Consider the following 13,011-nt stretch of genomic DNA (forward strand, 5'->3'; position numbering starts at 1 on the left):
GTTCGGACTCCTTCTGGAATCAGAGGTAGCGCGCGCAACAGGAATTGCGAGAAAGTATCCCTCCGTTTGCAAGAATCATGCGTCCTGGTCGTCGCTTGCCAATAAACGGAACTTCGGCGCCCGAGCCATGTTGTAGTTCTCATGAGCGACACCGAACGAAAAGCCAGCAAAGGCATGATTAAGTTCGTGCTGACGATATTCGTCATCGCGATCATTGTTGCCGTCGCTTACATGGCTTTGTTCACGCCCGGAAAGGCTGAGCCGGCTTCGCCAGTGGTCCAAGGAGGCCCCAATGCGATACTATGTCTATGCGATACACACCGACGACACACGCAATCGGCTACACGAGGTGTTTGATAATTTAGCCGAAGCCGCAGCTATTGAGCGAGAACTGCAAAGCCGTACCCAACCGGGAGACAACTATTTCGTCAGGATGTTCCCTGCGCAGAACGTCGAGGAAGCGCGGGTAAAAGCTGATCGGATGCGAACAGTCCCCCTGATGCTCAACTGACCGGAGCGTAACGATGGCCTTGGTGATCGGACGTAGACGTCGAGCCTGGAGCGTGCAAATGGGTGAACGAAATGAGCAAACACTTCAGCGCCATGGAGACTTTCGCTATTTATGGCGAGAGCGAGACGACGGTTACGGTTACGGTTGTACTCGACAACTTGTCTACCGAGGAAAAGACCTATCCACCAGCGAAGGTCCCGTTATCCTCACGGGCGTCAATTTCACGACGGGACGGCTTCCTAGGACGAAGGGCTTTTTGAAATTGTCCACCCGGCCGATGACAATGCCACGCACGCCGATCACCTTCAGACCGTCGTCGCTTCCTGTCTTCAGAGCGGCAACCCTGAGGTTTTTCCGCATGCGTCTGAGCGCGTCCGGATCGAGAAGCTCGCGTCGTTCCTGATTGGTGAGGCCGTCGTCCGGGGCGCTCCAACTCATCCAGAATTCGCTCAACTTCGTCGCGATGCTGTTCGACGTCATCAAGGAGGCGAACAAATCAGGGACACGGCGCGACTGCTTATAAAAGAAGACGTCCCACGTTAGACGCTCAGCTTTGGTCAGTCCGGGGCAGCTATCACGCTGCGCCGCATCGATAGCTTGCGGGTGACGGGAGCAGCTCGCTTTCCAGATCCGAGAAGATTTCTCCAGTGAGGGTCTTTTGTGCGTTCCGGATGGATATAGCTATGGAGATGCCCTCGAGAAACAGGTTTTCATACGAGCTACGCCAAATACCCCTCCCCCTGTTTCGGCTATCGAACGTCCAGAGGCGGTCGTCTTCGTCGACGAAGTTCTTCTGCAACATTTCAGGGACGTAGTGGTGCCGCTTAGGGAGTATCATCGTCGTGCGTTTCTTGGGGCGCGGATCCGGTTGCCTTTTTACTGAGGTGTTCAGAATTTCCTTCACGGCTTTCCCATTCGAAAAGGCGGGTGTCGAAGTCGCCGTTGCTGAACTGCAAGTTCGACTTGATGGAGCGGATATTTCCGCCACCATCTTATTTTCCGGATCTGCCTCGTGCGTGTCGTCTCTGCGGACGATCGCTGCCGGCGCTTCAAAGAAGCTAGAAATTCCAGCAGGCGAGAGTGTTGAACGGGCACCCTTGTCACTCGGCATTTGATTATATTGTACAAATTCAACGGCGGCGGTGATGGAGGCGGCACAATGGGCTCATTTGGCACAGACATCGGGGCTCCACCTGCTGCGAGAACGTAGGAAATCACGCAGAGTTCCGTTGACGCTCTGCCCCTTAGACACCATTTGCTGCGACATGCCTAAGACGAAGAAGAAGAAGGAAAGCAACGATCCCGAACTGATCAGTGAGTGGCCGCTTCCAGTTGCTGTGACCCTCGGATCCGGTGTCCGAGTGAAGGGAATTCTGCAGGAAATCCGCTCACGACTACCATCTCCGGTCCGCAAGTCGCTGAATATGCACGCAGGCGGGCTCATCCTCGTCATGCCAGAGACTTCGAAGACAGCATTCAGAGCAACGGCATCGGCCGTTTCCAGTGCGCTCGACGACATCGCAGATCTTCCGATCATTCCGCGTGAGATCGAGGATATCCTGACAATCACGGCAGCAGAGCGGAAGCGCTGGCTCGAAGACGGTCGCCTGCCAAGCGCTGGAACGCGAACAGTCAGGCTGCAAGGGCGTGCAAGGAAGATCACCTTTCACGTATTCGACCCCCGAGTTGTTGAGGATCTGCTCGATCGCGGCGCCGTGGACGAATGGAGGGAGGAAGACGCTGCGGCGAAAGCGGAAAATCGCAGGCGGGCCGCATACCAGGCGAAGCTGACCCGTTCGCTGAAGAAAAAGGAAAAAGCCGAACAAACTGAACGCGCGGAGGAAGCCGCGACCAGGCTAAGTGGATGGGACGAGTTCGGACGCGACGGCCTCCTTCGGTAGGACTGGCGTCTCTCTTCGGATTGCTGCGGCACGACCCCGATCAAAGCAATCTTGCCAAGAAAGTCATATTCGGATCCCATACGTCAGTTAGAGACGCATCACTTACGTCCGATATCTTGGGGTTCTCTAAGGGCACTTGCGAGCTAGACCGTCAGCTAACCGGCATACGGTGCAATGGCTACGGCCGGGTACGAACCGCGAAAGACATAGCCGCTGAAATCACCCCGCGGACAACGCTGAAGGAGAGCCAAAGGCGAGAAAGGTTACCGGTGTCGCACCATTACCAAGTTCTTCAAAAACCGTCGCCTGACCACCGTGTCATGCGATCCCGAGTAGCCGGATAGGCGAGCTCCTTGTGATGCGAAGGGCCGGCAGGGGTTCGGCCCGAAGCCGACATCTTCGGCGACGGCTACGCCTGAAATTCTCTGGAGAGTATGCCGATTATTAGATCGTCATGCCACACACCGTCTACGAAGACGGTTTCTCGTTCCCGTCCCTCAATCACAAATCCACACTTCTGGTAGGGCCTGATTGCTCGCTCATTGTAAGCAAGAACCCTTATGCCAATGCGGTGAAAATTCAGCTCGGTGAAGGCGTGGTGCAAAAGCAGGCGGATGGCTTCGCTTCCATGTCCCTTTCTAAGCTGCATGGGATCACAGATTGCGATTGCCATTGACGCTCTGCGATCCTGCGCATGAATGCCGTGGAGTTTGATTTCTCCTATCAGCCGTCCCGCAAGTTCAATAATCCAAGCGTAAGGATTGGTCGCGTGGCCGCGAGCCCACGCATCAGCCGCATCCATTGTCACAGGTTTCGTGTCGGAATGGCTGACGCCGAACATCCTCACAATGTCGGCGTTGTTTCCCAGCGAAAAACGAGCTGCCGCATCGTCAGGCGAAGCGTGCCGTACCCGCAAGCTTGGGCCTTCCGAGCAAATCATCATGGCCGTTCATAGTGTTTTTATGCCATAGTGCCGCCACAGACATTCTGCCCAATCATGCTTGTATAACAAGCGGATGGCATAAAATGAGATTGCTGGTTCTACTGGCTGCGAGCCTCTTTCTGACAGCGGCGCATGTCCAAGCCCAGGTTTACGCGCCGTATGATGGATACGACGAATACGACCCGTATGGGTATGAGGACCCCTACAGCCCCTATCCCCCACCTCCCTACTACGAGCCCCAACCTGGCTATCGGGAACCTTTGCAGGAACGGCGCGAACCATCGACGCGAACTGGCAGGGGAACCATCGTGATCGCCACACGGGAGCACACCCTTATCTACACGACAGCAAGCGGAGAGCAGTTCGCTTACCCGATAGCTGTAGGTCGTGAAGGCAAGCAATGGTACGGAACAACCCGGGTTGTATCCAAGCGGATGCATCCCGAATGGCGGCCAACGCCGAGCATGCGACAGAAGAACCCAAGGCTTCCAGAGGTCGTGAAGGCTGGGCCTGCCAATCCGCTTGGAACTCGCGCAATTTACCTGGCCGACGGCCTGCTGCGCATACACGGCACCAACGACCCCTCTTCTATCGGCACCAATGCATCGAGCGGATGCTTTCGGATGTACCGCGAGGACGTCGAAGAGCTTTACGAGATGGTGCAACCGGGAACCAGGGTGATCGTCCAACGGTGACTTGCGCTACGCCCGTTGAGCGTCTACTGCCGACCGATTTCGCGATCACTACGCGCCCCGGCAAGCGGCAGGAACCTCAATCGCACACGTTCTGCGGTCCTGAATTGCCTGCCCCTCTCCCGGACGGGCGGCAAAGATCCGCGGCCTTAACGCCCGCGTCTTACGGACTCAAAGGAGACCTTTGGCACGCAAGTCGGCCGCGAAGGTGATGAGCGGCATCACAGGAAGCGTACCAGTTGGCGGCTCGCTCGCCTTTGGCATCGATGATCAGTAGAAGTCCCCCGCCCTCTCCTGCAAGTCGCAGGCAGCGGAGCGCTGCGGCGGCTAGGAGCCGGCCTCCCAGTCCCTGCCCGGCAACCGCGCGGTCGGTAGCCAGTCGCGCAAACCTGAAGCCCGGCACATCATCGCGGGCAAGACCGCGTGTCATTGCATCTGGCACAGTCGCATGCTCGACTGCCGAAGGCGCGATCGTATAGAACCCAAGAATCCGGCCGGGCATTGCGTCGTCGATAGCACAGAAGGTTTTCGACGCATTCTGCTCATGGCTCTGTCGGGCAAAGCGGAGCAGAAACTCGTTCATTTGACTGTCGCCGCAATCGAAGGCCGCCCGACCGTGAGACTTGGCGATCGGTTCCTCATGCCATGGAGGTAAAGTCATAGGCTGTCGGGCAAACCGGCAATCGCCGCTCGAAGCTTGGCGTTGGGTTTGGGCGGATTTTCTAGAAGCTCAAGAATACGAAGATGATCGCGTTCTGACACTTTGATCGTCTCGGCTTCTTCAATGACAGCCTCTGCTTCTCGCAGGGCGGATTGCGACGGAATATAGGCGAAAATCCCTCATCCTCAATGGCGTGCGTCTTCAAGGCGTACAGATCGCCAACGCGCACTTCTCTATCTTCTTGGCTTGCCTCAGGGCGCGCAGAACATTGGGATCACCTGTCAGCTGGCCAGCGATTTGCAGACCATCACGCACGCCCTCAGGGGCAACGGGCGTTCGATCTCGCCAATTTCGACGTTGCTATCAACCTCAGGTCAAGCGCCTCAAATATCTGACTAGTCTGACTGACTAGAAACGGAAAGCTGGGGCTTCGAACACAGCCCTCCGCGACAGATACGGGCTCTTTGATTTTGAAACAACGCTAGCGTTGATCCAATTCGACTTCTTCGGCTAATCGTGACCACGCCTGGTATTCATGGCCTTAGTGCAAACCCTCGGTCGAAACCACTTTGGCTGCCTTGCCGGCGCGATCCTACGCCGACTGACACATCAGGCGAGTGGAGCATCCCAGGGATTTTTAAGTGCGACCCCGAGGGTCTCGAAATCTTTGACGTTGCGTGTCACCAGCGTCATTCGCCGCGTGAACGCCGTCGCTGCGATGTAGGCATCGTTGATTGGCTTGGGGTGAGGCACATGCCATTTGGCTGCCTGACGGGCGGCCGACTCGTCAAGGGGGAGGATACGTCCGGAAAACGCGGACAACACGGCATTTTCCAACCAATTCCGCATCACCTTCCCGGCCGCAGCATCATTGTGCTCCACCAGCCGGACACCAATCTCGAGTTCATGCAAAACGACAGATGAAATAAAAGTCTCTTCCGGATCTACGGTTTCGTTCCAAACCACGACATTGGGATCGGCCCTGCCGCTTGCGACCTTGCGCAACTCCGACACCACGTTGGTATCGAGCAGCAGCATCAGGACAGGTCAACCGGCTGAGCATGTTCCGTGCGCGACACGAGCGGCAAGTCGACGTCCTCCGCACCCGGCGCCGCGAGCATATCGCCGAGCGTGCGCGTTTTGCCGGTAAGCCGCTTGTAATCCTCGAACGACAAAAGGACATGCGCGGGCCGGCCCCTGTCGGTGATGATCACAGGCCCTTCCTGGGCGGCTCGCTTGGCGCGACCTAAATCTTGATTAAGTTCTCGGCCCGAAAGTGTGGTGACGCTCATAACAAGCCTCCCATGATCGTGGTTACGTAACCACATTTAGTTCATATGGGGCTGATTTACAAGGACTCCCGCCGGCGAGGAGAAACGCTCTGGCGCCTGACCTCGAAATCGCGCGCAAATAGGCTTAGCAAAACGGGATTTTCCATTAAGCTGCAATATCGGGCAATGGCATGCCGTGAGGCGCTCGCAGGGCTTACTTATCCGATCACCTAAGCCGCTCTTCTTTGCTGGTGAGGTGCGCTCAAGGCCGCGCATTTAGAAATGCTCTCCGACCCAGGGCGGAGGCCCGGTGAATACGCGATCAAGGATCATGATTGCCTCATCGGACCCATCGAGGCCGCCAGTGCGGCGAAGGAACGCGGCCGACCGAAACCCCAGAGGCTGCGATGCTGATCGTTTCCGATGCTTGGTGATCTTGGCTGACGGACGCGACGCCGTCGATGATCGAAACCGAAAGATGTTCTATTTCCTGACCGTGGATCTCCAGGCTGAAACGCGTGTCGGCGCACGTGTACCCCCTGCGCGAAAGCGCCGCGGCGGGATCCATCAGTTTGAGCAGAAATTCCTCTTGATGGACAAGATGCCAGCCCTTGTCGGGCAGCGCAAAAACCAATAGATCGTGGGGAGCGCGGTGCCAGCGCACGCGCGGATAGACCGTCGAAAAGACCCAATAAACTTGAGGCACACCAGCTTGGTCATCCAAACAGCAACCAAGGCAAGTGCTACGAGGTGGATAGCTGCGCGGAGTTCAGATCACTGGCCTTTCAAATAAGGATTTCGAAAGTCTTAGGAAGAGGTCAACGCCCGCCTGAGCACACTCGGCGTCTTGCGCTGGTGTGCCGGAACTCAAACCAACGCCACCAACAACTTCGGCATCGATGCGCGGCGTTTCCCATTCTCGTGTTTTTGCCCACGCCCCAGTCTTTTGCTGAGAAAACCTACGACATCGTGCATTGGACCGATATGGTGAGAGCCGGCATTTAGCCGCCCTAGAAGAGCCGACCTGATTCTGGGCGACCTACAGGCCTTCATCGCGAACGTATCGGGAGAGCGTCCCTGAGGTCGGAAATCTCTCCTTACGCCGTCACGGCGCCGTTTGGGTGTTCCTAGAACCGAGAGCCTTCGACACAATTTGGTAACGGCGCGACACACTCTTACGACAAAATAATGATAGCATTTTCGTTGGGATCGTTTGCCTAAACATCGGCTCAGGAGCACACCGGACCCAGCGAGGAGATCGATATGACGGAGCACCAGGAAATTGCGGCTTCCTGCAAATGCCTCATTCCCGCCGATCGATCGCAGCGAAAGCATTGTTCCGGTGAATTTCAGAGCGACGTCAGCGCACCGCCATCGGCAACCCCTTGGTGGCCTGAGGCTGAAAATTCGATGCAGGGACGATCAAACCGACCGATTTCCGTTGCTGTTGTTCTCCTTGCGGCGGGACAATCGAGCAGAATGGGCACGATCGGCGCCCATAAGTTGCTTGCGGAATTTGATGGGATGCCGCTCATCCGCCGCTCTGCGATCACGGCGAGCAATTCCAACGGCCGCCCGGTGATCGCAGTGACTGGCTATCGACACGTCGATTTAGAGCGCGCCATTGAAGATCTGCCGGTCACAGTCGTTCGCAATGCTGCGTTCTCATCGGGGATGGCAAGTTCGCTTGCCCTCGGCGTCACAGCCGCCGAGGTAGGAGCCCCGGATGGCATTATGATCATGCTCGCCGATATGCCTGCTCTCACGGTGATGGACCTGGAAATTCTTATAACAGCGTTTCGGGCCGCACGCGGCAAATCGATCATTCGTGCCGCCGCGCGAGGCAAGCCCGGCAACCCGGCCATTATTCCTGAAGCGCTTTATAGCCGATTGAAGAATTTGAAGGGGGACAAAGGCGCACGTGAGTTGATCAAAGGCTCAGGCCTTCCCATTGTCGATGTCGAGATTGGTGACAGCGCTCTCATCGACGTCGATACGCCTGATGCAGTTGAAGCCGCGGGAGGGATTTTGCGCACGTAGAGTTTGCAGCCTGCGAACCTGTTGCTTTCCAGGACCAACAACCGTCCTACCGCAGCGATCCATATTGAGAATATCCAACCACGGCGGCAGGAAAACATCAAGCGGCATCAGAGCGCTCGGCTTCACCGCCCCGATTGTAAGGCGATTTCCCCACCCCACATTGTCTGCAGTAGAAGCGCCACTCCTAGAGGCGCCAAGCATGACCGGAGGGCAAGCAACTGCTAGCGCATTAGCCAAGGAAATGCGGAGTTGTCGCAAAGCCCTTCTGCAAAGGTGGCTACGACCTGGATCGCAGCGACTTTATTGCATTATTGTTCGCCTATGTCCTGCCGCACAGCAGCGATCTCGGCAAGCACGGAAAGCGCAAGCGAAGCTGAATCGCGCGCTGGTCCGAACAATCCAATCGGAGCCTTAATCCGCTCGATGTCAGCCTTAGAAACGCCGGAACTTGCCAGCATCTCGATACGCTTGGCATGTGTCCGCGTGCTGCCGAGAGCGCCGATGTAAAAGGCCGGCGAAGCGAGCGCCGCTGCAAGTATCCGCTTTTCTGCATCGAGATCGTGGTGGAGTAGCACGACAGCCGTATAAGCATCGATCGCTCTTGCGACATAATCGCCATCCGCGCTTTCCAGCCGGGTGACATCAAAGTCGAGAACAGTTGCACAGCGAGCGAGCATCTGCGCTTCCAACGAACGCCCCGAGATGACCACGCGCGTGCGCGGACGGTAGGCGGATAAGAAGTCCTCCTCAATCCAGCCCGATTGAGCAGGCGGGTCGGTGGGTGCAAGAACCTGATTTCGCGGCGAGTAGCGAACGCCCGCCGGCTGCCTGCGCTCAAGTCGCTCGAGTACAAATCGGAGGACTGAGGCTGTACGCAAGACATGGATTGCCACGGTGAGCCCTCCTCCGCATGGAAGAACAATGTCGAAAAAGGGGGAGCCCTGGCCGAACATTACTACGCGATCCTTTCCTTGAGAGATCGCGAGCAAAGCCTCGAAGGCCACCGTGGATTCAATGCATCCCCCCGATACAAAGCCGCAGTAGCTGCCGTCAGCTGCGACTGCAATGAGCGATCCAGGAGAGCGCGCTGCCCCACCCCGAATGCTGACGAGCATCGCAACAGCAACCGCACCTCTTTGAAATTGCTCTTCTGCAAACCGCAGGATCTCGATCGGATCGTCGGTCGCCTTCGCCTGAATGGGCGTCGGAAATTTCTCTATGAATACGGTTTCGTTCATATTGGATCCTCGAAATCAACCTGAAGACACCCGCAGCTTCGCGTTATCCGGCATCGCCATCCAAGGCAGGCTGTCGATGCCGTGGAGCTGGACTTAGGGTAAAGGGGTCTCGCTCGACTGGATCGTAGCTTGAACTTGTCGTGTGTGTTTGTCAGGAATCCGGGGAATTGTATCAATCTCTCGGCTAGCAAGGCGAAGGGAAATCAGGGCGCAGGCGGCGGGCGCTCATCCCGGCATTCCTTCGAAAACTGGCCGCCACAGGTCTCCACGCCTCATCGGCGTACGCAGACGCGCCGGTTGATCGGCGCCGATGCCAATCAGAAGCCCCGTGGTCGGTTTCGCCACCTGGCGGGCAGACGTCGGTCGCGAGAAGCATGCGGCCGAAGACTTTAAGAAGGCCTACAGTCAACACCAGCACGTTCAGCGGGCACTGGAACGGCGTCGGCCACCCCGCAGCTTCACATCCGTACATGGCGAAAGATGCGGCTGCGACGCGCCAAACCACGAAGCGATTGCGGTGCCGCCCCTGGACAGGTGCCCTTCGCATATCGTTCTCCTCATGCTTGCATCGTCATCAACCATCGCGCCGCTTTAAACGCCCTCGGCCTCGTCTGAACGGCGGCGGAAAGCTGCACCGGCTCTGTCGCACGGGCATACCGAACGCCGCCAAAACTGTCGCCGGCCGAACCGATCCCGATCAGTCTCCGGTCAGGCTCATGAGTGCCGTCAGCGCGATGATGGAGGTGAAGAGGATGATATCGGCAAGCACCCCTTCAATCATCGTCGGGACGATGTGTCTTTCGAACCCGTAGCTGCTGAACTCGTGTGCCATGAGTTTTCCTTTCCTTGTCAGCCATCCGATCAACCGCAATGGACGTTGCAAATGTGCTTGCGCGCCTCACAAATCGGTTGGTTGGCGGAATGTCAGAGACACCGCTCGCTTTGATCATGATGGAAAGGTTAGCTTTGCCATGTCGCAGAGCTGTGTCGAAGGTGAAGCAAAATGTAATCGATTGTCACCGGCCTCTAAGTGATGCCGAGACCGTGCCACGAGTACGCCAGTATCAGCAGGACTTCTGGGTATTAAGGATGAAGATGGCAAGCCGGGGTGCGAAGACAGTGCCGGAATTACTGTTGTGTCCGCGGCTTTGACTGTTTTTCAGCAAGGTTCTGGGTGCGCGACCCAATCGATCCTCGCAGGAGCTTCCAATCGCGCCCCTTCTTGACCTTTGACGGTTCCACGCGGCCGTCCCGTGGCAGGGAAAGAACGGCTTGCATGCCGCCATTGCGTGTTATGAACGAAATGTCGCCACCATGCTGCCTAGCAACCGCCCGCGCGATGGAAAGGCCCAACCCAATCCCGCCGGTATCTCGATTGCGAGACCCCTCAAGCCTGAAGAAAGGTGCAAAAACCTTTTCCTGCATGGGCTCAGGGATACCTGGGCCGCGGTCTTCGACAATAATATCGACGGTTGCAGCCGTTGGTCGGATGAAGACGCGTGCCTCTCCGCCATAGCGGATGGCGTTTTCAACGAGGTTTCTCACGGCACGTCTGAGGCCATCCGGGCGGCAGCGGTAGGTCAACTTTGCGCCTTCAACGAAATCGACTGGCTGGCCGAGATCTGACTGATCGTCACAAATGCTTCCGACCAGCGCTTCGAGATCAATGTCGCGCGTTTCTTCTTCGGTGGATTCTCCACGAGCAAAAGAAATGGCGGCTTCAGTCATTGCCTGGAGCTCATCGATAGTAGACAGCATTTTCCGCTGGATCTCCTCATCCGTAACGAACTCAGTCCTCAACCTCAGCGTCGTCAAGGGTGTTCGCAGGTCATGTCCGATGGCGGCAAGCATCTTCGTCCGGTCCTCAACGAACCGGTGCAACCGGCTTTGCATCTTATTGAAGGCCTCGGCGGTGCGCCGGACTTCTTCGGGTCCTTCTTCGGAAATCGGCGGCAAGTTTTCTCCCCTCCCCAAGGCCTCGGCTGAGGCCGCAAGCTGTCGCAGCGGCCTTGAAATGCGGCTGGCAAAGAACACACCGATCAACGCCAGGACGACGGCCGTCAGGCAGAGCGAGGCCAGCGACGTGGATGTCCACCATCCTCCGGTCTGGCGCATATAAAATGCCGCGTTCAGCCAAGTGCGATCATCGACCTTGATAACCAAGCCATAGCCCCTCGACCCATCGAAATAGATATATTTGATAGGCTGCGGGAGCGCCCAAAGACTTTGCATTGGAACGCGCCACCCCTCACCGAGGTTTGACACTGCCACTCTTTTCGCATCAGGGATTTGAGTCCTGGCTGAACCGTCTTGAAAAATTCTGACGAGGTCTACGAAGTTTTCCAGAGGGCGGGAAAATTCCGCTGCAGCCGTCTGACGCCATGCCCCAGCGTCCTCCGCCTCGCGGTCCGTCACCCAAAAACGCGAATCGCTTGTCTCGCTTGCCAGCAGCGCCTGCCTTTGGTACTCGGCCGGAACCGTTTCTACGAGACGGGTCATCGTGCGCGCTCGACTGAGGAACTCGCTCTTGGCTGCTGCGTCAAGTGCTCGGGAGTGCTCTTTCCACGAAATCAGAAACGTCAGCGCCTGGGAAACGAGCAAGGCCGCAAGGGTGAAGGCGATAAGCTGCGTCGCGAGGCTTCTGTTCCAGACGTGACTCATTCGATTGCTACCTCAGCAGCAAGACTATAGCCGCCACCCCAATGCGTCTTGATAATCGATGGGCATTTTGGATTCTCTTCGATTTTCTTTCGCAGCCGGCTGACCTGATTGTCGATGCTGCGATCGAAGATATCTGCCGTCCTGCCGACGGTGAGATCGAGTAGCTGCTCGCGGCTGAGGATCAGTCCCGGCCGTTCGATAAACACCTTAAGCAATCGGAATTCGGCAGTGCTTAACGGAATGCCGACGCCATCCTCACCAGATATTTCCTGACGGCCCATATTCACGCGCCAATTGGCGATGCGCACGGTTCTCTGCTGCTGAGTGATGCGCTGTTGTGTCAGCGGATTGGCGGAACGCCGAAGGACGGCTCTGATTCGAGCGAGAAGCTCCCGCGGATTGAAAGGCTTCACGACATAGTCGTCGGCACCAAGCTCCAATCCGATGATGCGGTCGGTATCTTCCACCAAAGCGGTCAGGAAAATGATTGGAATATCGGTGGCAGCACGCAGCTGGCGACAGACGGACAATCCATCCTCACCCGGCATCATGACGTCAAGAATGATCAGGTCAACGACCTGCCGCTCGCGATCGAGCAGGCGTCGAAGCGCAGCGCCACTTTCGGCAACGCTCACCCTGTAACCTTGCTGCTCAAGATACTGCCGAACCAAATCCCGGATTTCGCCGTGATCGTCGACGACCACGACATGCGACGTGTTCTGCATCTGCCTAACCTCTGAACCTATTGTTGCAGACGCTTGGGGTTTGCGCATCGAAAAAAGTGTAACAAAGTTTCACAGCGCGATCGGCCCTATCAATCCCGGCTCGGCTCCGGCCTCAAGTGATCGCCCTGACCATAGCCCTCGTCTGCTCTTTCGGAGGTCATGATCAAATTGCGAAAGTCGCTTTTGGCGGTTGGTGCAATAGTTTCACATAGCGACGTCACGCCAAACTATGTCCCATTCAACAGCGCGTTATTCGCAGGTCGTGTCAACCGTGGTCCGCCTTTAGGTGCTAAGTTCCACTCTGCTGACAGTGCGCGAAGCGAGTTGCCTCCAAGCGCACGGGAGCGGATCGGATCCCTGGACGCCGT

At 57.0% G+C, this 13,011-nt stretch carries 15 protein-coding genes and 2 pseudogenes; 4 read left to right on the forward strand and 13 right to left on the reverse strand.

Going from position 1 to position 13,011, the window contains the following annotated elements:
* Nucleotides 1-75 precede the first annotated feature (75 nt).
* Entirely contained in the window at nt 76-282 is a 207-nt protein-coding gene (locus FHT78_RS28375; RefSeq protein WP_183749883.1) for a hypothetical protein, read from the reverse strand.
* Nucleotides 283-292: 10 nt separating this feature from the next.
* Between FHT78_RS28375 and FHT78_RS28380 the strand changes: the two genes are divergently transcribed.
* Nucleotides 293-511, forward strand: coding sequence for a hypothetical protein (locus tag FHT78_RS28380; protein ID WP_183749884.1), 219 nt, complete (start codon nt 293-295; stop codon nt 509-511).
* A gap of 162 nt (nt 512-673) precedes the next feature.
* Here the strand turns inward: FHT78_RS28380 and FHT78_RS28385 are convergent, their stop codons facing one another.
* Together FHT78_RS28385 and FHT78_RS28390 are read right to left on the reverse strand one after the other, a co-directional pair.
* A complete protein-coding gene (locus tag FHT78_RS28385; RefSeq protein WP_183749885.1) occupies nt 674-991 on the reverse strand; it encodes a hypothetical protein in 318 nt (105 codons plus the stop codon).
* 94 nt (nt 992-1,085) lie between these two features.
* Entirely contained in the window at nt 1,086-1,622 is a 537-nt protein-coding gene (locus FHT78_RS28390; protein ID WP_183749886.1) for a hypothetical protein, read from the reverse strand.
* 154 nt (nt 1,623-1,776) lie between these two features.
* Here FHT78_RS28390 and FHT78_RS28395 point away from each other — a divergent pair, with 154 nt between their 5' ends.
* A complete protein-coding gene (locus FHT78_RS28395; RefSeq protein ID WP_183749929.1) occupies nt 1,777-2,412 on the forward strand; it encodes a hypothetical protein in 636 nt (211 codons plus the stop codon).
* Between the two features lie 409 nt (nt 2,413-2,821).
* Here FHT78_RS28395 and FHT78_RS28400 read toward each other — a convergent pair whose 3' ends face one another.
* The gene (locus FHT78_RS28400; RefSeq protein WP_348644771.1) at nt 2,822-3,355 is read right to left on the reverse strand and encodes a GNAT family protein; all 534 of its coding nucleotides are present in this window, start codon (nt 3,353-3,355) and stop codon (nt 2,822-2,824) included.
* Nucleotides 3,356-3,438: 83 nt separating this feature from the next.
* Here FHT78_RS28400 and FHT78_RS28405 point away from each other — a divergent pair, with 83 nt between their 5' ends.
* Nucleotides 3,439-4,050, forward strand: coding sequence for a L,D-transpeptidase (locus FHT78_RS28405; protein ID WP_183749887.1), 612 nt, complete (start codon nt 3,439-3,441; stop codon nt 4,048-4,050).
* A gap of 168 nt (nt 4,051-4,218) precedes the next feature.
* Here FHT78_RS28405 and FHT78_RS29530 read toward each other — a convergent pair.
* From FHT78_RS29530 to FHT78_RS28425, 5 genes and pseudogenes are all read right to left on the reverse strand, one after another.
* Nucleotides 4,219-4,708, reverse strand: a pseudogene (locus FHT78_RS29530) (GNAT family N-acetyltransferase).
* Nucleotides 4,705-4,866, reverse strand: a pseudogene (locus FHT78_RS28410) (DUF1778 domain-containing protein); the annotation flags it as partial. The pseudogenes FHT78_RS29530 and FHT78_RS28410, both read right to left, overlap by 4 nt.
* Before the next feature lie 451 nt (nt 4,867-5,317).
* A complete protein-coding gene (locus tag FHT78_RS28415) occupies nt 5,318-5,746 on the reverse strand; it encodes a type II toxin-antitoxin system VapC family toxin (RefSeq protein WP_183749888.1) in 429 nt (142 codons plus the stop codon).
* Nucleotides 5,746-6,000: a type II toxin-antitoxin system Phd/YefM family antitoxin gene (locus tag FHT78_RS28420; protein WP_183749889.1), complete on the reverse strand. Its 255-nt coding sequence runs from the start codon at nt 5,998-6,000 to the stop codon at nt 5,746-5,748. Before FHT78_RS28420 ends, FHT78_RS28415 begins: the two co-directional genes overlap by 1 nt.
* Nucleotides 6,001-6,319: 319 nt before the next feature.
* Nucleotides 6,320-6,643 carry a hypothetical protein gene (locus tag FHT78_RS28425; RefSeq protein WP_183749890.1) on the reverse strand — a complete coding sequence of 108 codons (324 nt, stop codon included), beginning with the start codon at nt 6,641-6,643 and terminating at the stop codon, nt 6,320-6,322.
* 599 nt (nt 6,644-7,242) lie between these two features.
* Between FHT78_RS28425 and FHT78_RS28430 the strand changes: the two genes are divergently transcribed.
* The gene (locus tag FHT78_RS28430; RefSeq protein WP_312858784.1) at nt 7,243-8,019 is read left to right on the forward strand and encodes a nucleotidyltransferase family protein; all 777 of its coding nucleotides are present in this window, start codon (nt 7,243-7,245) and stop codon (nt 8,017-8,019) included.
* A gap of 308 nt (nt 8,020-8,327) precedes the next feature.
* On the opposite strand, the gene FHT78_RS28435 is transcribed toward FHT78_RS28430, so the two are convergent.
* The 4 genes from FHT78_RS28435 to FHT78_RS28445 all read right to left on the reverse strand — a co-directional run bounded on the left by FHT78_RS28435 (nt 8,328) and on the right by FHT78_RS28445 (nt 12,643).
* On the reverse strand, nt 8,328-9,257 hold the full coding sequence (locus tag FHT78_RS28435; RefSeq protein ID WP_183749891.1) for an XdhC family protein: 930 nt from the start codon (nt 9,255-9,257) through the stop codon (nt 8,328-8,330).
* A gap of 697 nt (nt 9,258-9,954) precedes the next feature.
* The gene (locus FHT78_RS29725; protein ID WP_281412890.1) at nt 9,955-10,089 is read right to left on the reverse strand and encodes a hypothetical protein; all 135 of its coding nucleotides are present in this window, start codon (nt 10,087-10,089) and stop codon (nt 9,955-9,957) included.
* A 296-nt stretch (nt 10,090-10,385) separates the two neighbouring features.
* Nucleotides 10,386-11,918, reverse strand: a complete 1,533-nt coding sequence (locus FHT78_RS28440) for an ATP-binding protein (protein WP_183749892.1) — start codon at nt 11,916-11,918, stop codon at nt 10,386-10,388.
* Nucleotides 11,915-12,643 (reverse strand): response regulator, encoded by a 729-nt coding sequence (locus tag FHT78_RS28445; protein ID WP_183749893.1) that lies wholly within the window; start codon nt 12,641-12,643, stop codon nt 11,915-11,917. The genes FHT78_RS28440 and FHT78_RS28445 overlap by 4 nt, the downstream gene beginning before the upstream one ends.
* Nucleotides 12,644-13,011 lie beyond the last annotated feature (368 nt).

Origin of the sequence: Rhizobium sp. BK196 (genome assembly GCF_014193255.1) — a bacterium.
Lineage (GTDB): Bacteria > Pseudomonadota > Alphaproteobacteria > Rhizobiales > Rhizobiaceae > Rhizobium.